This is a genomic window from Streptomyces sp. NBC_00887, assembly GCF_045207585.1.
In genome coordinates this window covers 1,885,380-1,906,420 of sequence record NZ_CP108788.1, presented here as the reverse complement: position 1 = coordinate 1,906,420, position 21,041 = coordinate 1,885,380, and the positions used below count along the sequence as shown (strand labels likewise).

Annotated in this window: 24 protein-coding genes; 19 read left to right on the top strand and 5 right to left on the bottom strand. The window is 70.0% G+C overall.

The features are described 5' to 3' along the window. Window positions 1-218: 218 nt before the first annotated feature. From OG844_RS08755 to OG844_RS08715, 9 genes are all read left to right on the top strand, one after another. Window positions 219-959: a helix-turn-helix transcriptional regulator gene (locus OG844_RS08755; RefSeq protein ID WP_406389294.1), complete on the top strand. Its 741-nt coding sequence runs from the start codon at window positions 219-221 to the stop codon at window positions 957-959. Continuing rightward, window positions 956-2,377: a Fe-S cluster assembly protein SufB gene (sufB, locus tag OG844_RS08750; RefSeq protein ID WP_329212265.1), complete on the top strand. Its 1,422-nt coding sequence runs from the start codon at window positions 956-958 to the stop codon at window positions 2,375-2,377. Before OG844_RS08755 ends, sufB begins: the two co-directional genes overlap by 4 nt. A 59-nt stretch (window positions 2,378-2,436) precedes the next feature. Beyond that, window positions 2,437-3,618, top strand: coding sequence for a Fe-S cluster assembly protein SufD (gene sufD / locus OG844_RS08745; RefSeq protein WP_406389292.1), 1,182 nt, complete (start codon window positions 2,437-2,439; stop codon window positions 3,616-3,618). Next, entirely contained in the window at window positions 3,618-3,935 is a 318-nt protein-coding gene (locus OG844_RS08740; protein WP_329212268.1) for a bifunctional 3-phenylpropionate/cinnamic acid dioxygenase ferredoxin subunit, read from the top strand. Before sufD ends, OG844_RS08740 begins: the two co-directional genes overlap by 1 nt. Before the next feature lie 7 nt (window positions 3,936-3,942). Continuing rightward, on the top strand, window positions 3,943-4,707 hold the full coding sequence (gene sufC / locus OG844_RS08735) for a Fe-S cluster assembly ATPase SufC (RefSeq protein WP_406389290.1): 765 nt from the start codon (window positions 3,943-3,945) through the stop codon (window positions 4,705-4,707). After that, the gene (locus OG844_RS08730; protein WP_384611488.1) at window positions 4,704-5,972 is read left to right on the top strand and encodes a cysteine desulfurase; all 1,269 of its coding nucleotides are present in this window, start codon (window positions 4,704-4,706) and stop codon (window positions 5,970-5,972) included. Before sufC ends, OG844_RS08730 begins: the two co-directional genes overlap by 4 nt. A 16-nt stretch (window positions 5,973-5,988) precedes the next feature. Next, a complete protein-coding gene (gene sufU, locus OG844_RS08725; protein WP_329212275.1) occupies window positions 5,989-6,444 on the top strand; it encodes a Fe-S cluster assembly sulfur transfer protein SufU in 456 nt (151 codons plus the stop codon). Further along, window positions 6,441-6,779, top strand: a complete 339-nt coding sequence (locus OG844_RS08720; RefSeq protein WP_014156915.1) for a metal-sulfur cluster assembly factor — start codon at window positions 6,441-6,443, stop codon at window positions 6,777-6,779. The genes sufU and OG844_RS08720 overlap by 4 nt, the downstream gene beginning before the upstream one ends. A gap of 62 nt (window positions 6,780-6,841) precedes the next feature. Continuing rightward, the gene (locus tag OG844_RS08715; RefSeq protein WP_406389287.1) at window positions 6,842-7,207 is read left to right on the top strand and encodes a VOC family protein; all 366 of its coding nucleotides are present in this window, start codon (window positions 6,842-6,844) and stop codon (window positions 7,205-7,207) included. A gap of 9 nt (window positions 7,208-7,216) precedes the next feature. On the opposite strand, the gene OG844_RS08710 is transcribed toward OG844_RS08715, so the two are convergent. Beyond that, complete coding sequence (locus OG844_RS08710; RefSeq protein WP_406389285.1) at window positions 7,217-8,233, bottom strand: hypothetical protein; 1,017 nt, start codon at window positions 8,231-8,233, stop codon at window positions 7,217-7,219. A 325-nt stretch (window positions 8,234-8,558) separates the two neighbouring features. On the opposite strand from OG844_RS08710, the gene OG844_RS08705 reads away from it, so the two are divergent. The 4 genes from OG844_RS08705 to dapD all read left to right on the top strand — a co-directional run bounded on the left by OG844_RS08705 (window position 8,559) and on the right by dapD (window position 10,796). Then, complete coding sequence (locus OG844_RS08705) at window positions 8,559-8,879, top strand: DMT family transporter (RefSeq protein WP_406389283.1); 321 nt, start codon at window positions 8,559-8,561, stop codon at window positions 8,877-8,879. Further along, window positions 8,879-9,427 (top strand): TetR/AcrR family transcriptional regulator, encoded by a 549-nt coding sequence (locus tag OG844_RS08700; RefSeq protein ID WP_406389281.1) that lies wholly within the window; start codon window positions 8,879-8,881, stop codon window positions 9,425-9,427. Before OG844_RS08705 ends, OG844_RS08700 begins: the two co-directional genes overlap by 1 nt. Next, entirely contained in the window at window positions 9,414-9,716 is a 303-nt protein-coding gene (locus OG844_RS08695) for a hypothetical protein (RefSeq protein ID WP_406389280.1), read from the top strand. The genes OG844_RS08700 and OG844_RS08695 overlap by 14 nt, the downstream gene beginning before the upstream one ends. Window positions 9,717-9,797: 81 nt before the next feature. Beyond that, window positions 9,798-10,796 (top strand): 2,3,4,5-tetrahydropyridine-2,6-dicarboxylate N-succinyltransferase, encoded by a 999-nt coding sequence (gene dapD / locus OG844_RS08690; RefSeq protein WP_351174238.1) that lies wholly within the window; start codon window positions 9,798-9,800, stop codon window positions 10,794-10,796. Here dapD and dapA read toward each other — a convergent pair. Next, on the bottom strand, window positions 10,793-11,680 hold the full coding sequence (dapA, locus tag OG844_RS08685; protein ID WP_406389278.1) for a 4-hydroxy-tetrahydrodipicolinate synthase: 888 nt from the start codon (window positions 11,678-11,680) through the stop codon (window positions 10,793-10,795). The two genes, dapD and dapA, sit on opposite strands and share 4 nt — an antisense overlap. 138 nt (window positions 11,681-11,818) lie before the next feature. On the opposite strand from dapA, the gene OG844_RS08680 reads away from it, so the two are divergent. Further along, window positions 11,819-12,478 (top strand): DUF4232 domain-containing protein, encoded by a 660-nt coding sequence (locus tag OG844_RS08680; RefSeq protein ID WP_406396053.1) that lies wholly within the window; start codon window positions 11,819-11,821, stop codon window positions 12,476-12,478. Between the two features lie 18 nt (window positions 12,479-12,496). On the opposite strand, the gene OG844_RS08675 is transcribed toward OG844_RS08680, so the two are convergent. After that, complete coding sequence (locus tag OG844_RS08675; RefSeq protein WP_406389277.1) at window positions 12,497-12,940, bottom strand: GNAT family N-acetyltransferase; 444 nt, start codon at window positions 12,938-12,940, stop codon at window positions 12,497-12,499. Between the two features lie 122 nt (window positions 12,941-13,062). On the opposite strand from OG844_RS08675, the gene OG844_RS08670 reads away from it, so the two are divergent. The 5 genes from OG844_RS08670 to OG844_RS08650 all read left to right on the top strand — a co-directional run bounded on the left by OG844_RS08670 (window position 13,063) and on the right by OG844_RS08650 (window position 19,314). Next, entirely contained in the window at window positions 13,063-13,770 is a 708-nt protein-coding gene (locus OG844_RS08670) for an antibiotic biosynthesis monooxygenase (RefSeq protein WP_406389275.1), read from the top strand. Between the two features lie 186 nt (window positions 13,771-13,956). Continuing rightward, complete coding sequence (locus OG844_RS08665) at window positions 13,957-15,429, top strand: hypothetical protein (RefSeq protein WP_406389273.1); 1,473 nt, start codon at window positions 13,957-13,959, stop codon at window positions 15,427-15,429. A 184-nt stretch (window positions 15,430-15,613) separates the two neighbouring features. Continuing rightward, the gene (locus OG844_RS08660) at window positions 15,614-17,086 is read left to right on the top strand and encodes an alkaline phosphatase PhoX (protein ID WP_406389272.1); all 1,473 of its coding nucleotides are present in this window, start codon (window positions 15,614-15,616) and stop codon (window positions 17,084-17,086) included. A 338-nt stretch (window positions 17,087-17,424) separates the two neighbouring features. Next, entirely contained in the window at window positions 17,425-19,005 is a 1,581-nt protein-coding gene (locus OG844_RS08655) for a TROVE domain-containing protein (protein WP_406389271.1), read from the top strand. A 78-nt stretch (window positions 19,006-19,083) separates the two neighbouring features. After that, window positions 19,084-19,314, top strand: a complete 231-nt coding sequence (locus OG844_RS08650) for a hypothetical protein (RefSeq protein ID WP_014156926.1) — start codon at window positions 19,084-19,086, stop codon at window positions 19,312-19,314. A 116-nt stretch (window positions 19,315-19,430) separates the two neighbouring features. Here OG844_RS08650 and OG844_RS08645 read toward each other — a convergent pair whose 3' ends face one another. Together OG844_RS08645 and OG844_RS08640 are read right to left on the bottom strand one after the other, a co-directional pair. Then, a complete protein-coding gene (locus OG844_RS08645) occupies window positions 19,431-20,672 on the bottom strand; it encodes a TerD family protein (protein ID WP_406389270.1) in 1,242 nt (413 codons plus the stop codon). A gap of 64 nt (window positions 20,673-20,736) precedes the next feature. Further along, on the bottom strand, window positions 20,737-20,970 hold the full coding sequence (locus OG844_RS08640) for a hypothetical protein (protein WP_351174211.1): 234 nt from the start codon (window positions 20,968-20,970) through the stop codon (window positions 20,737-20,739). Window positions 20,971-21,041 lie beyond the last annotated feature (71 nt).

The following is a 21,041-nucleotide window of genomic DNA, read 5'->3' as shown; positions in this document are numbered from 1 at the left end:
CACTCGACCGGCCCCCGGCGGATCTCCTTCCGCCGGGGGCCGGTCCCGCGTCTTCGCAGGCCCGGCCGCTGCCCGTGGTCTGGACCTCCCACCTGCGAAGCCTTGCCGGAGATCATCATTTCCGCAGGTCAACTTAGGTTCGCCTAAGTGATGAAGCGCACCGCGCCCGATCCGGGGGCGGGTTGTCAGGCCCGGATGAATTACGCAACAATGGCGTTGTGAAATACGTTGGCGAGGCTCCTCAGGAGGAACTCGCGACCGGTGAGCGCTCGACGCGCAACCGTGTCGCGCGCTCCATCCTGGATCACGGCCCGTCCACCGCCGCCGATCTGGCCAAGCGCGTCGGCCTGACCCAGGCCGCCGTACGCCGCCATCTCGACGCCCTCGTCTCCGACGACGTCGTCGAGGCCCGCGAACAGCGGGTGTACGGAGCGCGCACCCGTGGCCGCCCGGCCAAGGTGTTCGCGCTGACCGACTGCGGCCGGGACGCCTTCGACCAGTCCTACGACGAGCTCGCCGCCGACGCCCTGCGCTGGATCGCCGAAACGGGCGGGGACGAGGCGCTCGTCGCCTTCGCCCGCGCGCGGATGGCCGCCCAGTGGGAGACGTACCGCGCCGCGGTCGACGCCGTGGCCCCCGAGGCACGGACCGAGGCGCTGGCCAAGGCCTTGTCGGCCGACGGGTACGCTGCTACGGCGCGCAGCGCGCCGGGCCCCCAGCAGGGCGAGCAGCTGTGCCAGCACCACTGCCCGGTGGCGCACGTCGCCGAGCAGTTCCCGCAGCTGTGCGAGGCGGAGACGGAATTCTTCTCCAGCCTGCTCGGGACGCACGTACAGCGTCTGGCCACCCTCGCCCACGGCGACGGGGTGTGCACGACGTTCGTTCCGCGCAGCAGCCCCGCAGCACCACAGACCACCCCATCAGCATCTGCAAGTACGGCCGGGAGGAACCCCGCATGACGCTCCCTACGGAGACTGCCCACCCTGAGCTCGATGGCCTGGGCACGTACGAATTCGGCTGGGCCGACTCCGACGCGGCAGGCGCGGCGGCGAAGCGCGGCCTGTCCGAAGCTGTCGTCCGCGACATCTCGGAGAAGAAGAACGAGCCGGAGTGGATGCTGAAGCTCCGTCTCAAGGGCCTGAAGCTGTTCGGCAAGAAGCCCATGCCGAACTGGGGCTCGGACCTGTCGGGCATCGACTTCGACAACATCAAGTACTTCGTGCGGTCCACGGAGAAGCAGGCGGAGTCCTGGGAGGACCTGCCCGAGGACATCAAGAACACGTACGACAAGCTCGGCATCCCCGAGGCGGAGAAGCAGCGCCTGGTCGCCGGTGTCGCCGCGCAGTACGAGTCCGAGGTGGTCTACCACCAGATCAACGAGGAGCTCGAGGCGCAGGGTGTCATCTTCATGGACACCGACACCGCGCTGAAGGAGCACCCGGAGCTCTTCCAGGAGTACTTCGGCACCGTCATCCCCGTCGGTGACAACAAGTTCGCCTCGCTGAACTCGGCCGTGTGGTCCGGCGGCTCCTTCATCTACGTGCCGAAGGGCGTGCACGTCGAGATCCCGCTCCAGGCCTACTTCCGTATCAACACGGAGAACATGGGCCAGTTCGAGCGGACGCTGATCATCGTCGACGAGGACGCCTACGTCCACTACGTCGAGGGCTGCACGGCGCCGATCTACTCCTCGGACTCGCTGCACTCCGCGGTCGTCGAGATCATCGTGAAGAAGGGCGGCCGCTGCCGCTACACGACCATCCAGAACTGGTCGAACAACGTCTACAACCTCGTCACCAAGCGCGCCGTGGCGTACGAGGGCGCGACCATGGAGTGGGTCGACGGCAACATCGGCTCCAAGGTCACCATGAAGTACCCGGCCATCTACCTGATGGGCGAGCACGCCAAGGGCGAGACCCTGTCCATCGCCTTCGCGGGCGAGGGCCAGCACCAGGACGCCGGCGCCAAGATGGTGCACATGGCCCCGAACACCTCCTCCAACATCGTCTCCAAGTCGGTGGCACGAGGCGGCGGCCGCACCTCCTACCGCGGTCTGATCGAGATCGGTGAGGGCGCCCCCGGCGCCAAGTCGAACGTGCTGTGCGACGCACTGCTCGTCGACACCATCTCGCGCTCCGACACCTACCCGTACGTCGACGTCCGCGAGGACGACGTGTCGATGGGTCACGAGGCGACCGTCTCGAAGGTTTCCGAGGACCAGCTCTTCTACCTGATGAGCCGCGGCATGACCGAGTTCGAGGCCATGGCGATGATCGTGCGCGGATTCGTCGAGCCGATCGCCAAGGAGCTGCCCATGGAGTATGCCCTGGAGCTCAACCGGCTGATCGAGCTGCAGATGGAGGGCTCGGTCGGCTAGCAGGCCCGCCGACCGGAACCCCCTGACATTTGACTGAGAAAGCGAGCACTACGACAGCCATGGCTGAGGCTCAGAACATTCCGGCGGGCTCCACCACCGCCGGGTCCATCGCGGTGGCGGCCGAGTCCACCGTCGCCACGCGCATGAGCGCCCCCCCTTCCTTCGACGTCGCGGACTTCCCGGTCCCGCACGGCCGCGAGGAGGAGTGGCGGTTCACGCCGCTGGAGCGGCTGCGCGGACTGCACGACGGCACCGCCGTCGCCACCGGCGACGGGGTCAAGGTCGTGATCGAGGCGCCCTCCGGCGTCACGGTCGAGACCGTCGGCCGCGACGACGCGCGGCTCGGCAGGGCCGGCACGCCCGTGGACCGGGTCGCCGCCCAGGCGTACTCGTCCTTCCAGCAGGCCTCGGTCGTCACGGTCGCCAAGGAGGCCGTGCTCACCGAGCCGGTCCGGATCGCCGTGCACGGCCAGGGCGGTGTGGCCTACGGCCACCAGGTCATCGAGCTGGGTGCCTTCGCCGAGGCAGTCGTCGTCATCGACCACACCGGCGACGCGGTGCTCGCCGCGAACGTCGACTACGTCCTGGGTGACGGAGCGAAGCTCACCGTCGTCTCCGTCCAGGACTGGGACGAGAACGCCGTCCACGTCGGTCAGCACAACGCGCTGATCGGCCGGGACGCCTCGTTCAAGTCCATCGTCGTCACCTTCGGCGGCGACGTCGTCCGCATCCACCCCCGGGTCGCCTACGCGTCCACCGGTGGCGAGGCGGAGCTCTTCGGTCTGTACTTCACCGACAAGGGCCAGCACCAGGAGCACCGCCTCCTGGTCGACCACAACGCCCCGCACTGCAAGTCCAACGTGGCCTACAAGGGCGCGCTCCAGGGCGACGGCGCGCACGCCGTGTGGATCGGTGACGTCCTCATCCAGGCCGCCGCCGAGGGCACCGACACGTACGAGATGAACCGCAACCTGGTTCTCACCGACGGCGCCCGCGTCGACTCCGTACCGAACCTCGAGATCGAGACCGGCGAGATCGTCGGCGCCGGACACGCCTCGGCGACCGGCCGCTTCGACGACGAGCAGCTGTTCTACCTGCAGTCCCGGGGTATCCCGGCCGAGGAGGCCCGCCGGCTCGTCGTGCGCGGCTTCTTCGCCGAGCTCGTCCAGCAGATCGGTCTGCCCGACGTCGAAGCCCGTCTCCTCGACAAGATCGAGACCGAGCTGAAGGCGTCGGTCTGATGGCCTTCGTCAAAGCCTGTGCGCTGAGCGAGCTGGAGGACGACACCCCGAAGCGGGTGGAGCTCGACGGCACGCCGGTGTCCGTCGTCCGCACCGAGGGCGAGGTGTTCGCGATCAACGACATCTGCTCGCACGCGAACGTCTCGCTGTCGGAGGGCGAGGTCGAGGACTGCTCGATCGAGTGCTGGCTGCACGGATCGAGTTTCGACCTCCGCACCGGCAAGCCGTCCGGTCTTCCCGCGACGCGCCCCGTCCCCGTATACCCCGTAAAGATCCAAGGGGACGATGTGCTCGTCTCCGTCACCCAGGAGTCCTGAGTCACCCATGGCAACGCTTGAAATCCGCGACCTGCACGTCTCCGTCGAGGCCGACAACGCCACGAAGGAGATCCTCAAGGGCGTCGACCTGATCGTGAAGCAGGGCGAGACCCACGCCATCATGGGCCCCAACGGGTCCGGCAAGTCGACCCTCGCCTACTCGCTCGCGGGTCACCCCAAGTACACGATCACGAGCGGCACGGTGACCCTGGACGGCGAGGACGTCCTGGAGATGTCCGTGGACGAGCGCGCCCGCGCGGGCCTGTTCCTCGCCATGCAGTACCCGGTCGAGATCCCCGGTGTCTCGGTCTCCAACTTCCTGCGCACCTCCGCCACCGCCGTCCGCGGCGAGGCGCCCAAGCTGCGTACGTGGGTGAAGGAGGTCAAGGAGACGATGGCCGGGCTCCAGATGGACCCCGCCTTCGCCGAGCGCAACGTCAACGAGGGCTTCTCCGGCGGTGAGAAGAAGCGCCACGAGATCCTCCAGCTGGAGCTCCTCAAGCCGAAGATCGCGATCCTCGACGAGACCGACTCCGGCCTGGACGTCGACGCGCTGAAGACCGTCTCCGAGGGCGTCAACCGGGTCCGCGAGACCGGCGAGGTCGGCACCCTGCTGATCACGCACTACACACGCATCCTCAAGTACATCAAGCCCGACTACGTGCATGTCTTCGCCAACGGCCGGATCGCCGCCTCCGGTGGCGCCGAGCTCGCTGACACGCTGGAGAACGAGGGCTACGAGGCCTACACGAAGGGTGGCGCTTCCGCGTGACTGACGCCCGACAGGGGCTCTCCGGCCTCCTCGACACCGAGGCGATCCGCAAGGACTTCCCGATCCTGGACCGCACGGTCCACGACGGCAAGAAGATCGTTTACCTGGACAGTGCGGCGACCTCGCAGAAGCCGCGCCAGGTCCTCGACGCGCTCAACGAGTACTACGAGCGGCACAACGCCAACGTCCACCGCGGTGTCTACACGATCGCGGAGGAGGCCACCGCGCTGTACGAAGGCGCTCGCGACAAGGTCGCGGCCTTCATCAACGCACCCAGCCGCAACGAGGTGATCTTCACCAAGAACGCCTCGGAGTCGCTGAACCTCGTCGCCAACATGCTCGGCTGGGCGGACGAGCCCTACAGGGTCGACAGCGACACGGAGATCGTCACCACGGAGATGGAGCACCACTCCAACATCGTGCCGTGGCAGCTGCTCTCGCAGCGCACGGGCGCGAAGCTGAAGTGGTTCGGCATCACGGACGACGGCCGGCTGGACCTGTCCAACATCGACGAGATCATCACGGAGAAGACGAAGATCGTCTCCTTCACGCTGGTCTCCAACATCATGGGCACGATCAACCCGGTCGAGAAGATCATCCGTCGCGCGCAGCAGGTCGGCGCGCTGGTCTGCATCGACGCCTCGCAGGCCGCCCCGCACATGGTGCTCGACGTGCAGGCGCTGCAGGCCGACTTCGTGGCCTTCACCGGCCACAAGATGGTCGGCCCGACCGGCATCGGCGTGCTCTGGGGGCGGCAGGAGCTCCTGGAGGACCTGCCGCCGTTCCTCGGTGGCGGCGAGATGATCGAGACCGTGTCGATGCACTCGTCCACGTACGCTCCGGCGCCGCACAAGTTCGAGGCCGGTACGCCCCCGATCGCGCAGGCCGTCGGCCTCGGCGCGGCCGTGGACTACCTCTCGGCCATCGGCATGGAGAACATCCACCGCCATGAGCAGGCGATCACGGAGTACGCGGTGAAGCGGCTCCTGGAGGTCCCCGACCTCAGGATCATCGGTCCTGCGACGGCCGAGGACCGCGGCGCGACGATCTCCTTCACGCTCGGCGACATCCACCCGCACGACGTGGGCCAGGTACTCGACGAGCTGGGCATCGCGGTCCGGGTCGGACACCACTGCGCACGGCCGGTGTGCCTGCGGTACGGAATTCCTGCGACGACGCGAGCGTCGTTCTATCTGTACTCCACGCCCGCCGAGGTCGATGCCCTGGTGGACGGCCTGGAGCACGTGCGGAACTTTTTCGGTTAATGGCGAGGGTTGACTGGTGAAGCTTGACTCCATGTACCAGGAAGTGATCCTGGACCACTACAAGCACCCCCACGGGCGTGGCCTGCGGGAGGGCGACGCCGAGGTGCATCACGTCAACCCGACGTGCGGCGACGAGATCACGCTCCGTGTGAAGTACGACGGCGAGACCATCACCGACGTCAGTTACGAGGGCCAGGGCTGCTCCATCAGCCAGGCCAGCGCTTCCGTGCTCAACGAACTGCTGGTCGGCAAGCAGCTCGGCGAGGCGCAGAAGATCCAGGAGACCTTCCTGGAACTGATGCAGTCCAAGGGCCAGCTGGAGCCGGACGACGCGATGGAGGAGGTGCTGGAGGACGCGGTCGCGTTCGCCGGTGTCTCCAAGTACCCGGCCCGGGTCAAGTGCGCGCTGCTGAGCTGGATGGCGTGGAAGGACGCGACGGCGCAGGCGCTGTCCGAAGGGAAGACGGCATGAGCGAGAACGAGACTCTTACGACCAAGCCGGCCTCCGAGGAGGAGGTCCGCGAGGCGCTGTACGACGTGGTCGACCCCGAGCTGGGCATCGATGTCGTCAACCTCGGCCTGATCTACGGCATCCACATCGACGACGCCAACATCGCCACCCTCGACATGACCCTGACGTCCGCGGCGTGCCCGCTGACCGATGTCATCGAGGACCAGGCGAAGTCCGCGACGGACGGCATCGTCAACGAGCTGCGGATCAACTGGGTCTGGATGCCGCCGTGGGGCCCGGACAAGATCACCGACGACGGCCGCGAGCAGCTTCGCGCACTGGGCTTCAACGTCTGAGTCCAGTCGTCGCCCCGTTTCGGTACGACGAACGGCCATGCCCGCCAGGCAGACTGGCGGGCATGGCCGTTCGCTTCTACCACCTCGCCGTCGACGCCCACGATCTGCCGTCGCTGGCACGCTTCTGGTGCCGTGTCATGGACTGGCAGGTGCTGTTCGAGGACGAGGGCGAGATCGTCATCGGTGCCGACGAGTTCGCGATGCCGGGCATGTGCTTCCTCCCCGTACCAGAGGCGAAGACGGTCAAGAACCGGCTGCACATCGATCTGGCGCCCGACGACCAGGCCGCCGAGGTCGAGCGGATCATCGCGCTCGGTGCCCGGCGGCTGGACGTGGGGCAGGGCGAGGACGTGACCTGGGTGGTGCTGGCCGACCCCGAGGGCAACGAGTTCTGCGTACTGCGCCCGAAGAACTCCCTCGTGGACTGAGTCCGTCCGCTACCGCGGGGGACCGTAGGGGGCCTCGCCCTGCTGCCCTCCGTACGGGGCCCGGCCGGGTTGGCCTCCGTACGGGGCCCCGCCCTGCTGCGGTACGCCGGCCGCCTCGGCCAGTACCGGGCCCAGGTCCTCCGTCCGTATCCGCCGGTCCACGTACAGCAGACCGGTCACCAGCTGCGGGAACGTCGTCGAGATGATCTGGCTGAGCATCTGTCCCAGCATCATCGCGACGAAGTAGCCGCTCATCGCGACCACGATCGCCGTGGGGCTCGGGTCGTCGTCCAGCGAGGACGTGCTGATGATGCCGGGGAACATGCCGAGGATCGAGAACGGCATCTGGATGAAGTAGCCGGCCGTCGCGGCCATGACGTAGACGAGCAGCGTGATGCCGAAGATCCGCCACCAGTCGCCGCGTACCAGCTGGGCGGAGCGGCGCAGGGCGGCCACCGGGCGCTGGCCCTCGAAGACCACGATCGCCGGTGCCAGGCAGAACTTGACCCAGAGCCAGGCGGCCAGCGGCCCGGTCGCCAGGGCGCCGAGGATGCCGACCGTCATGGCCGTGGCCGCGCCGGAGTCGCTTTCCAGGGTGACCGCAGCGATGATCACCCCGACGAAGGCCGTCATGATCAGCGCCACAGGCACGACCACGATCAGCGCCGTGAGGAGCAGCGTGCCGATCACCGGGGTGAGATGGGACCAGGCCCGGCGCCACACGGTGGAGAAGTCGGCGGGCCTGCCCAGCACCGCCTCCTGAAGCACCGTGGGGACCGCCGCGTACATCAGGCCCGAGACGATCATCATCGTGACGATCCCGAGTACCGCGAGGGCGCCCACCGCGGTCACGAGCGAGACGACGTCCGACGAGACCGCCTCCTCCTCGTAGTCGAGCGAGACCACCCGTTCCAGCGGATCGGCGACCGCGGAGTAGGCGACGGCCACCGCCGCCGCCATCAGCAGTGCCGCGCCGCCGTACAGGGCGATGCCCAGGCCGAACAGCTGCTTCCAGTACTTGCCCATCGTCGAGAACGCACCGTTGAGTACATCCCCGAGCCTGAGAGGCGCGAGGGGTATCACCCCTGGCTTCGACGGCGGACCCCAGCCGCCCCATCCCGGCGGCCCCGGAGGCCCCCCGTACGGAAATCCGCCGTACGGTGCGCCCCCGTGCGCGCCGCCGCCCCACCCTGCGTCCTGCGCCACTGCTACTCCGTTGTGTTGTTGTCGTGCATTCATCATCCGGTACGACCGGTCGGGACACCGTAGCGTCCCGTGACGACAGTGCGTCCGGGGAGGACACCCCAGCTGTTGTGTACGGTCGTACACAACGATGTGTACACTCGTACGCATGGGATACGGACTGCTGGCCGTCGCGATCGCGGCCGAGGTGGCCGGGACGACGGCCATGAAGTACAGCGAAGGATTCACCCGGTTGTGGCCCTCGCTCATCACGGTCGTGGGCTACGTGCTGGCGTTCGTGCTGCTCGCCCAGACCCTCAAGACGCTCTCCGTCGGCACCGCCTATGCCATCTGGGCGGGTGCGGGCACGGCGGCCGTCGCCGCCATCGGGATCCTGTGGATGGGCGAGTCCGCGGGGGCCGCCAAGCTGGCCGGCATCGCGCTCGTCATCGCGGGGGTCGTGGTGCTCAACCTCGGCGGTGCCCACTGATGGTGCGCCGTTACGACCCCGAGCGGCGCGACCGCATCATCGACGCGGCGATCCGTGTCGTCGCGGACCGGGGTATCGCGGGCCTCAGCCACCGCTCCGTGGCCGCCGAGGCCGACGTGCCGCTCGGCTCGACGACCTACCACTTCGCCTCGCTCGACGAACTGCTGATCGCGGCGCTGCGCCGGTGCAACGACGACTTCGCCCGCGTCGCGAGGGAGAGTGCGTACCTCGCGGACCCGGACGCCGATCTCGCCGACGAGCTGACACGGTTGCTGACGGAGTGCTTCGAGGGCGGCCGCGGCCCGCTGGAGCTGGAGTACGAGCTGTATCTGGCCGCCCTGCGAAGGCCTGCCCTGCGGCCCGTCGCCGCGGAGTGGACCGACGGCGTGAGCCGCCTGCTGGCCGACCGCACCGACCCGGCCACCGCGCGGGCCGTGGTCGCCCTGCTGGACGGGATCAGCCTGCAGGTGCTCCTTACCGGGAGCGACTTCGATCCGGAGTACGCCCGGGAGATGCTGGCCAGGATCGTGGACGGTGCCGCGCGCTGATCACCGCCGCCGGACGGCCGCCGACCAGGCACCCGCCCACGCGCAGGGCCGCTTCCAGAGCCTGTACGGGGGTGCGTCCATCAGCGGCCAGGTCCTGGCGCCGCGTCGCGGTGGCGCGCTCTGCGTGGCCTCGCCCGCCCTGCTCCGGCCGGTCTGCGCAGCCGTGGCGTGCGGTGCGGGGGTGGCCGTGCTGGCGGCACGGCGGGCGGCCCCCGCAAGCCGCGCCTCCACGACGCCGCGCACCTGTCCGCCCACCGGCCTGCCGGGGGCGGCGACCCCGTCGGCCTAGCGTGCGCCGGGACCGGACGGGCGGCCTCCCCGTCCTGAGACCGGTTCGCCCGCGCACCGCCCGGGCGGTTAGGTTCTGTTCATGACCGACACGACTTCCCAGGGCTCCGCCCGCACCACCGGCGCCGTCGCCGCCGGCCTCGCCACCATCGCCGGTGACGGCACCGTCCTCGACACCTGGTTCCCCGCCCCCGAGCTCGTCGCCGACCCCGGGCCGGCAGGCACGCAGCGCCTCGGCGCAGACGAGGCGGTGAACCGGCTCGGCGAGGGCGCGGCCAGGGCCATCGGTGTGGACGCCCGTCGGGGGGTGGAGGTCGTCGCCGTCGCCACGGTCATCTCCTCGCTCGACGACAAGCCGCTCGACGCGCACGACACCTACCTGCGGCTGCACCTGCTCTCGCACCGCCTCGTCCAGCCCCACGGGCAGAACCTCGACGGCATCTTCGGCTTCCTCGCCAACGTCGCCTGGACCTCGCTCGGCCCCGTGGCCGTCGACGACCTGGAGAAGGTGCGGCTCAACGCCCGCGCGGAGGGCCTGCACCTCCAGGTCACCTCGGTGGACAAGTTCCCCCGGATGACGGACTACGTCGCGCCCAAGGGTGTACGGATCGCCGACGCCGACCGGGTCCGCCTCGGGGCGCACCTGGCCGCCGGCACGACCGTGATGCACGAGGGCTTCGTCAACTTCAACGCGGGCACGCTCGGCACCTCCATGGTCGAGGGCCGCATCTCCGCGGGCGTCGTCGTCGGTGACGGCTCCGACATCGGCGGCGGCGCGTCCACCATGGGCACCCTGTCGGGCGGCGGCAAGGAGCGCATCGTCATCGGACAGCGCTGCCTCATCGGCGCCGAGGCCGGCATCGGGATCGCGCTCGGCGACGAGTGCGTCGTGGAGGCCGGGCTGTACGTCACGGCCGGCACGCGGGTCACGCTGCCGGACGGGCAGGTCGTCAAGGCCCGGGAGCTCTCCGGTGCTTCGAACATCCTCTTCCGCCGCAACTCGGTCTCCGGCGCCGTCGAGGCCCGTCCGAACAACGCGGTCTGGGGCGGCCTCAACGACGTACTGCACAGCCACAACTAACCGGTAACGGCGAGAAGTTCCTCGTACACCCTGCGCAGCCCGTCGGTCGCCTCGCGGCCGGCGGGCTGCAGCGGTTCCCGGACCGGGCCCGCGTCGAGCAGTGCCTTCGCCGTGACCGTGCCGGGCAGACCGGAGGCCATCATGGCCTCGATCAGGCCGATGGTGAGCGCGTTCAGGCGGGCCGCCTCCGCGGTGTCACCGGCGTCGAAGGCGTCCAGGACGGCCCGCATCCGGCGCGGCACCACGTTCGCCACCGTACTGACGTAGCCGGCGCCGCCGACCGCGTACAGCGGAAGGTTCATCTCCTCGCAGCCCGAGTAGTAGGCCAGCCGGGTGCGTGCCATCACCTTCGTCGCCCCGAGCAGGTCGTACGCGCAGTCCTTGACCGCCACGATGCGCGGGTGCTCCGCCAGCCGCAGCAGGGTCCGCGGTTCGATCCTCGTTCCCGTGCGGCCCGGGATGTCGTACAGCATCAGGGGAATGCCCGTGGCCTCCGCGACCCGGAGGAAGTGCGCTTCCACGGCGGCCTGCGGGGGGCGGCTGTAGTACGGGGTGACCACCAGCAGCCCGTCCGCGCCGGCTGCCTCCGCCTCCTGGGCCAGCCGGACGGTGTGCCGGGTGTCGGAACTCCCGACCCCCGCGAGGAGCGGGACGCTGTCGCCGACCGCCTCGCGGACCGCCCGCAGCAGGGCGGTCTTCTCCTCGTCGGTGGTGGTCGGGGACTCGCCCGTGGTGCCGCTCAGTACGAGTCCGTCGCAGCCTTCCCCGATCAGGCGCAGAGCGTGTTCGCGGGCGGTGGCCAGGTCCAGGTCACCGGCGGCCGCGAACGGAGTGATCATGGCGCAGAGGGCGCGGCCGAAGGGCCTGGCCGGGGTTTCTGTCATGCCGGAAGTGTCCGGGCGGCTGTCCGTACAGGTCCACTTAGTTCTGCTTGGAGTGATGGTGAAGAGATGCTGAACTCACCGTCTGGCATGATCGAACAGACAGGCGGCAGACCGTTCCAGGGGTGGGGGTACACGGGTATGCGGGTACGGAAAACGATGTCGGCGGTAGTGATCATGGCCGGTGCGCTGGCGCTTTCCGGCTGTTCCGGCTTCCTCGTCCCCGCGGGCGAGGGGGAGCCCGGCCCGACGTCGAGCGCGGCGGGCACCGGAAGCGCGCAGGCCGGCGCGGGCGGGGTGCGCGCCGAGCCGTTTCCCACGCCCTCCGTCACGGCGGACGTACCCGCCCAGGGTGCTCCGAGCCCTGCCGAGTCGACGGCGGACTGCCCCGCCTCCGGGGTCCGGGTCGACGTGGGCCCCGTGCAGACCGCGATGTTCCACCGGGCCGTCCCCCTCACGCTCGTGAACTGCGGTACGAAGCCCTACCGCGTGAACGGCTATCCGTCCGTCCGGGCGCTGGGTGAGGACGGCGAGCGGATTCCCGTCCCCGTGAACGCGGGCGGCTCGATGTTCGGCAACGACCAGGGAGCGAAGGGCGTCACCCTGAAGCCGGGCGGAACCGTCAGGTCGATCCTGGCCTGGGTCTCCACCAAGGAGGGCGGCGACCTCATCGAGGGGTACGCCCTGGAGATCGCTCCCGCCCCCGACACGGGAGCCCGGGTCTTCCCGCTGGAGGGCCACGACCTGCGCCTGATGGACGAGCTGAACACGACGGCGTGGCGCACCGAACTGCCGGAATGAGCCGGGGGACGGCCGGAGTCAGAGAGGGAGCTTGAAGCCCTCGTGGCTGCGGGCGAAGCCCAGTGACTCGTAGAACCTGTGGGCGTCCGTCCGCTGTCTGTTGCTCGTCAGCTGCACGAGCGCGCAGCCCCGCAGCCGGGCTCGCTCCACGGCCTGCCGCATGAGGTCACGCCCCAGACCGCCGCCCCGCAGGTCGGCCCTGATCCGCACCGCCTCGACCAGCGCACGCTCGGCTCCGTGCTTCCCGAGACCGGGGATGTACGTCATCTGCAGGCACCCCAGGACGCCGTTGCCGTCTGCCAGGACCAGCATCTCGTTCCTGGGATCGCTGTCGATGGCCGCGAAGGCCGTCTCGTAGGCCGCGTCGACGACGACCGACGCCGGGTCCACCACCCGGTCCTCGTCCGCGAGGAGTGCGAGAACGGCAGGGAGATCGTGGCGCGTCGCCGGTCGGAGGTTCACAGGTGCGCAGTCTGGCACGAGCACCCGGCCGAGGGCCCGCCGCCCTTGACCTCGAGCGCGCTTGACGTACGAGGGTGAACCGGCGGCGCACCGAAGGAGTGCGCGCGGAGAGGAGCACCGTCATGCCGTCCACGCAGTTCAACTCCCGCCCTGAGATCCGGCGTTCCGACTCGGGCCTCGTCAACGTCAGCACCTGGGACGTCGGTTCCCCCGAGCGGCAGCGGCAGACGGTCGAAGCCGTGCGCTCGGCATGGGCCGGCCGTGACTGGCCGCACCCGGGCCTGCTCTCGTACACCGTGCACACCGGGGAGGACGGCAGGACGCTGCTCCACTACTCGCAGTGGACCGGTGAGGAGGCCTACCAGGACTTCGTGCGCGGCGGCCGTGACGCGCGCAACGCAGAGATCGACGCGGCCGTCCCCGGTATCGAACGGCTCGGGCCGCGCACGTTCGAGCTGTACCGCTCGGGGGTCACGGAGGGCGACACCCGAGAGCCGGGCTGCGTGGTGATCGTCGACGTCGAGTTCGACGGACCGGACCCGGCCCGCCAACGGGCCTGGGTGGACGCGGTGTTCGAGGCACTGGGCACCGATCCGGCCCCGGCACCCGGCGGCATCGCGGCGTACTTCCACCTCGGTACGGGGGGCGACCGCGTGCTCAACTACGCCGAGTGGGAGACGGCGCAGGCCCACGTGGACGCGCTCGCCTCGGCCGGTGAGGGCGTCGGGTCCCCGACACCGCAGTGGCAGCGGGTCCGGAACTACCCGGGTACGAGCGGCGGCGGTGTGCACCGCTACACCCCGGTGCTCAGCCTCGGAGCGGGCCTGTAGCAGAACCGGGCGGCTCGGGACGAAATGCGTCTACGCTGGGGCTGCGGCGCCAGGCCCGTACGCAAGGGCCCGCGCCGTGCGCAACGGGATCCGCCCGTACGCACGGGGGCCCGGCGCAACGGGTCCGGGCCCGCGCAACGGCTCCGCCCCGCACCTGTCCCGAGCACGCCCGAGGAGAACCCCCAGATGTCCGCAGAGCGCCCCTCCCTGCCGCCGGTGCGGCTGCACACCGAGGCCGAGCTGGCACGGGACGCGCTGGCCGCTCCGCTGCTCGCCCGCGCCGTCCGGCTCGCCCGCTGGGCCGGACCCGCGACCCGGGTCGGCGCCGGTGGCGAGCTCGTCGAAGCGCAGCTGCCCGCGGCGGCCGAGCACCTCGGTCTGACCGACGACGAGGACGGGGCCGCGTCCGCCAGCGAGGCGTGGCGCCTCGCTGTCGACGCCGGGCTCGTGGACGTCGAGGACCCGCAGGACGAGGACGGCGAGCCGGACGACGGAGCGGAGGGCACCGTCACCGCCGGAGAGAACCTGGCGCTGCTGACCGCCGGATCCCCGCAGGACGTCCTCGCGATCTGGCTCGACGGTCTGGAGGCCGTGCACGCGGACGCCACCGCGCCGGCGTTCGACGACTTCGCCGATCTCATCCGTGAGGACGGCAGCGTCGACTTCGAGGCCCTGGACTGGGACCCGGACGTCGAGGCCGAATTCCTCGACGGGGTGCTCGGCAACCTGTACCTGCTCAGCCTCTCCGACGGTGGACCGGGCGAGCGCCCCGTGCCGTTGCCCGCCCTCGCCGCTTCGATGGTCGTGCCCGACGACATGGGCGAGCCCACCGACGACGTCCTTGAACAGGTGTCGGAGGTGATGATGCGGCTGGACGACCAGTTCCGGCTGCTCGAGCCCATCGGGATCGTCGAATACCGGCCGGTGGACGAGGCGTTGCTGGCAGAGGAGGGCGAGGAGGCGGAGCCGCCCGCCGACGACGAGGACGTCACCCGGTACGGGCTGGTGAAACTGACGCCGCTCGGCTTCTACGGCATCCGGGAGCGGATGCTGGAGGCCGGAGTGGACGCACCCGCGGTCGGTGACCTCGCGGACAAGGGTGCCGACGCGCTCCTCGACGGCATCGCGTACTACCCCGAGGGCGCCTTCCTGGCCGAGGTCGGGCTGTGGCTCGGCCGGCACGGAGCGGACGGAGCGGTGGCCGCCGCGGCCGAGCTGCTGGTCGCGGCGCGCGGCGCGGACCAGGGCGGCCCGCTGCGCAGGCTCCACTGCCAGCAGGCCCTCGCCCTGGTGGGCCCGGAGGCCGAACCCGCGGTGCGCGCGGTGCTCGGCGACCCGGAGCTCGGCGGGCTGGCCCGGGTCTGGCTCGCCGAACGGGGCGCGGCCGACGTGCCCGCCCCGCCGGAGTCGATGATCTTCTGGCTCGCCGTCGACACGATCGCCGCGCAACTGGACGCCGACGGCGACATGGACGAGCTCCAGGAACTGGTAGAGGGGCTCTCCGGTCAGCACAGCGGCTTCTTCGACGAGGCGTGGCGGGTGGAACACCCGGCGACGGCCGATGTGCTCGAGGCGATCGGACGGCTGCACCGCGACAGGAGGACAGCGAAGGCCGCACGCAAGGCCGCCTTCAAGGCGCGGTCGCGCGGCAGGAGCTGAGCGGGAGCCTTTTCGGCCAGCGGAGAGCGGCCGGGATACGGCCGGATGCCGGGTTCGTCCTTAAACGCCGTACGGGCTTGGCGTCAGGGCCCGCTCGAAGTCGTGCGGCGTTCAACTGGTGTTGGTGCGAGGGCGGGAGTGTGATCGCGCCAACCACCCGGCCACGTCGCACCAGGAGTCCGTGATGTCGTTCACTCGCAGGGAATTCACCAGACAGTCCGCCCTCACCGGTGCCGGTATCGCTCTCACCGGCACCGTCGGCGCGCTGGCCACCGCACCGGGTGCCCTGGCCGCCGAGGACGCACGGCACGGACACGGGAACGACCACGACGACCACGACCACGGGCACGGACACAGCAAGGAGCTGGGCTACGGCCCACTGCTCCCCGACCCGAAGGGCATCCTCGCGCTGCCCGCCGGATTCTCGTACCGCATCGTCACGCACAGCGGTGTCACCAAGCTGGAGACCGGCGAGTCCACCCCCTCCAACCACGACGGCACCGCTGCCTTCGAGGGCCCGCGCGGTGTCACCCTCCTCGTCAACAACCATGAGCTGAGCGGTACCAGGGCCGGCTGGGAGCACCCCGTCCCGCTCATCGAGGGCTACGTCTACGACCCGGTCGCGGCCGGTGGCTGCACCGTCGTGGAGACCCGCCGCGACGGACGCACCGCCGAGTGGGTCGGCATCGCCGGCACGTCGACCAACTGCGCGGGCGGCAGCACCTCCTGGGGCACCTGGCTCACCTGTGAGGAGACCGAGGACAAGGCCGGCAAGAACGGTCTGCTCAAGGACCACGGCTACGTCTTCGAGGTCGACCCCTACGACAGGCGCGCCAACCGCGACCCGCGCCCGATCAAGGCGTTCGGCCGGTACGCCCACGAGGCCGTCGTCATCGACCCCAAGCGGGGCCACGCCTATCTGACGGAGGACGCGTCGGGCCCCAACGGCCTGCTCTACCGCTGGGTCCCGCCGCACGGCTTCGAGCACGGCCGCGGCAAGCTGCGTACCCTCGCCGACGACGCGGGTGTCCTGCAGGCCACCAAGTGCTTCGACAAGAACGGCGCGTTCGTCGACGACCTGGCCCGGGCCACGAAGATCGGCACGGTCTACGGCGTGGACTGGGTCGACGTACCCGACCGTGACGCGAGGACCGTCCCCGTGCGCAAGCAGTTCGACGCCACCCAGGTCACCCGCGCCCGCAAGCTCGAGGGCATGTGGTGGGGAGACGGCGGTGCCTACCTCGTCTCCTCGTTCGCCCGGAGCGAGAGCCCCGCCCAGCACGACGGCCAGGTCTGGTTCTACGACCCCAAGCGCCGCACGCTCACCCTGAAGGTGCTCCTCGGCGTCAACCCCGACCCGTCCAAGGACGGCGCCCTCGACGGCCCGGACAACATCACCGTGTCCCCGTACGGCGGTCTGGTCATCTCCGAGGACGGCGAAGGCATCCAGCACCTCTTCGGTGCCACGGACAGCGGTCGTACGTACGCGATCGCACGCAACGACCTGAACGCGGGCACCGAGGACGACCCCTCGTACAGCGAATTCACCGGTGTCACCTTCTCGCCGGACGGCAGGACACTGTTCGCCAATATCCAGTCGCCCGGAATCATGCTCGCCATCACGGGCCCGTGGAAGCGCCAGCCGAACCGGCACTGACATCCGCCCGGTGCGCGGCACGCGAGGGAAATTCCCTCGCGTGCCGCGCAGTTGTTCTCCTAGAGTCAGGGCCATGCACCTCCCGGTGCGAAGGCAGCGGCTACTTCCTTTCCAGAAATCACGCCGCAGCCGTCCTGACCTCGGGAGGCACAAGCGTCGGGGTGCCCGGTGCGCAGGCAACGGATACTTCCCGGATCCGAAGGTTGCGGGTTCGAATCCCGTCCGGCCACGGCCGGTAGCTCAATCGGACAGAGCATCAGACATGAGCCCGTCGCCGACTCCTGATCTCGGGCACCCCATTCGCTGTGCCTTCTCCCACGAATTCGGGGGGAATTCACATGGCACGCTTCAATACCCGTCTCAGCAGGCCCCGCGTCACCTCGCCCGTGAAGTCCACCGGGCGCACCGCGCGCAACCACCAGGGCGCCGTCGGACATGTCCGGGACAGCCGCTCCGAGCTCTTCCTCCTCGCGGTCGCGAACTTCGTGTCGCAGCAGACCTTCCACGAGGGAGGCGACGAGCGCGACAGCCGGTTCGCGGCGCTGGTGCGGGAGCTCGCCGTCGAGGACCCGCAGTGGACCGCGGGGCTGCTGCACTGGCTGCGCCGCGAGGGCGGGATGCGTACGGCGTCGATCGTCGGCGCCGCCGAGTACGTGAAGGCCCGGCTCGACGCGGGCACCGTGGACGGCCCGTCCAACCGGCAGGTCGTGGACTCGGTGCTGCTGCGTGCGGACGAGCCCGGTGAGCTGCTCGGCTACTGGACCTCCCAGTACGGCCGTGCCGTGCCCAAGCCCGTCAAGCGCGGCATCGCCGACGCCGTACGCCGGCTCTACAACGGCAAGGCGCTGCTGAAGTACGACACCGCGTCCAAGGGGTACCGCTTCGGCGACATCCTCAACCTGGTGCACGCCGCGCCCGACCCGGCCAAGGCCTGGCAGGGCGAGCTGTTCCGGTACGCGCTGGACCGCAGGCACCACCCCGAGGACGCCGTGCCGCCCGTCTCGAACCGGACCCTGACCGCCCACCGGGCGCTGATGGACCTGCCGGTCGCCGAGCGTCGCGCCGTCGTCACAGGACCCGGTGGAGCGGACCGGCTGGCCGCCGCAGGCATGACCTGGGAGGCACTCGCGGGCTGGCTGCAGGGTCCGATGGACGCCGCGGTCTGGGAAGCGGTCATTCCCTCCATGGGGGCGATGGCGCTCGTACGCAACCTCCGCAACTTCGACGAGGCCGGGGTCTCCGACGCGGTCGCGGCCGAGGTGGCAGCGAGGATCTCCGACCCGGTGGCGGTCAAGGCCTCCCGGCAGTTCCCCTTCCGCTACCTCGCGGCCTACCAGCACGCGCCCTCGCTGCGCTGGGCCTACCCGCTGGAGCAGGCGCTCGGGCACTCGCTGGCGAACATTCCGGCACTGCCCGGCCGCACCCTGATCCTCGTCGACCGTTCCGGTTCCATGTGGGCGCGGCTCTCGGACCGCTCGCAGCTGAACCGGGCCGACGCCGCGGCCGTCTTCGGTGCGGCGCTCGCGCTGCGGGCCGCAGATGCCGACCTGGTGGAGTTCGGCACGAGCAGCGCGCCGGTGCGCCACCGCAGCGGCGAGTCGGTCCTGAAGATCCTGGAGCGCTTCCACAGCCTGGGCGGAACCAACACCGTGGAGGCCGTGCGCAGGCACTACAGGAAGCACGACAGGGTGCTGATCGTCACCGATGAGCAGGCCTCGTTCACGTACTACGGGGACGTCGCCGAGGGGATCCCGCCGACCGTTCCGGTCTACACCTGGAACCTCGCCGGGTACCGGATCGGGCACGGCCCTTCGGGGAGCGATAACCGCCACACCTTCGGGGGTCTTTCCGACGCGGCATTCCGCATGGTGCCCCTGCTGGAAGCGGGCAGGAGCGCCGACTGGCCCTGGAACGGCTGATTACGAATCCGGCACTACTGCGGCCCCGGGAGTGGTCGGGCATGGCGTCGGGCGCTCCCAAGGCGCATACTCAACGTAATGAAACAGTCAGCCGGATCCCGGCGTCACCTGCCTTCCAGTCCCTTCAACCGCCCGGCCCAGGCGGCCCCACCGGTCGAATGCTTCGATGTGGGCGACAGGGTGTCGCATGACCAGTTCGGACTCGGCCGAGTCCTTGCTGTCGAGGGCGACAACGACGCAGTGCTCATCGACTTCTCGGGGCGACAGGGGAGGATCCTGAGCCCGTACTCCAAGCTGACCAAGCTCTGAGAAGGAGGACGAGCACCTACAGCGTCCGACCGGATACTCTCCGGATCCGGGGCACCTGAGGAGAAATCCGTCGGGTGCCCCGGAAGCCGTTCCAGGGGTACGCGGGCGGCTGCGGCCTACAGCGCCTTCGCGGCGGGCTTCACCATGCCGCGAACGGTCCGCGACTTCACGAACTCGCCCATGCCGGTCATCTCCCACTCGCCGGTGAACTGCTTGATCAGCTTGGCCATCATCACGCCGGTCTGCGGCTCCGCACCCGTCAGGTCGAAGCGGACCAGCTCCTCGCCGGTCGCCGCGTCGATCAGCCGGCAGTAGGCCTTGGCGACCTCGGTGAACTTCTGGCCCGTGAACGAGTTGACCGTGAAGACCAGACCGGTCGCGTCGGCGGGGATCCGCCCGAGGTCCACGACGATCACCTCGTCGTCACCCGCGCCCTCACCCGTGAGGTTGTCGCCGGAGTGCTGGATCGCGCCGTTGAGGATGGAGAGCTTGCCGAAGTAGCAGCTCTCCAGGTGGTTGCGGTTGGGGCCGAAAGCGATCACCGAGGCGTCGAGGTCGATGTCCTTGCCACGGAACGCGGGCTCCCAGCCGAGGCCCATCTTGACCTGGGACAGCAGCGGCTTGCCGCCCTTGACCAGGGATACTGTCTGGTTCTTCTGGAGGCTGATCCGGCCCTTGTCGAGGTTGATCTTGCCGGAGGCGGCGGGAGCCGGTGCGGCGGCCGGCGGGGCCGGCGGGGCGGGCGGAGCGATCCGCGGGTCCACGGGGGTGTGCACCGGGGGAGCGGGCGGAGCAGGCTGAACGTTCCGCGGTTGCGCCGGTGAGGGGGGCGCGACCGGTGCGGCGGGCGCTGCCGGCTCCTCCACCGACACGCCGAAGTCCGTGGCGATGCCGGCCAGGCCGTTCGTGTAGCCCTGGCCGACGGCGCGTGCCTTCCAGGCGCCGTTGCGCAGATAGATCTCGATGACCACCAGCGCCGTCTCCGCGCCCAGCTGGGGCGGGGTGAAGGTGGCGAGCGCGCTGCCGTCGTCCGCGTTGCGCACCGTCGCGGTCGGCTCGACCCCCTGGAAGGTCTGGCCCGCGGCGTCGGGGCTCGCGGTGACGACGATCTTCTCGATGCCCGGCGGGACCGCGGAGGTGTCCACGACGATCGCGTCGGGCGCGGAGCCGCCGCCCGAGCGGTACGTCACGCCGGGGCCGGAGGGCTGGTTGTAGAAGATGAAGTCGTCGTCGGAGCGGACCTTGCCGTCGGCGGTGAGCAGCAGGCCCGAGACGTCGAGCCGCACCGGGGCGGCGACGTCCACCGCCACGCGGACGGCGGAGAGAGGGATGTTCGAGCCGGGGGTCATTGCGGTCATGCTCGGGCTAACGAATGACCCCGCTTTGCCGTTCCCTTACCTTCGGGTACGTGCTCCGTACGGCTCAGCGCCCGCCCACGGGCCGGTTCCGGGGGTGGTTGCGCGCCATGCGTTCGTTGCCGTGCTTGTACGCGCCCGTCCAGCGCGCCATGACCAGCTGGGCGTCGCCGGACGTCACCTCGGCGAGGAACTTCTCCGCACGGCCGCCACGCAGGGTCCCCGCAGGGCGGCCGTGATGGGTGATCGTGACGCTCGCGTCGGCATGCTGCTCGTACAGGAATCCGGAAGGTTTCGGCATGCGCCCCATGCTGCCCGCGCCCCGGGTGCGCCGTCGCGCTATTTTCCCGGGCCCCGCCGACGGAGCCGGGC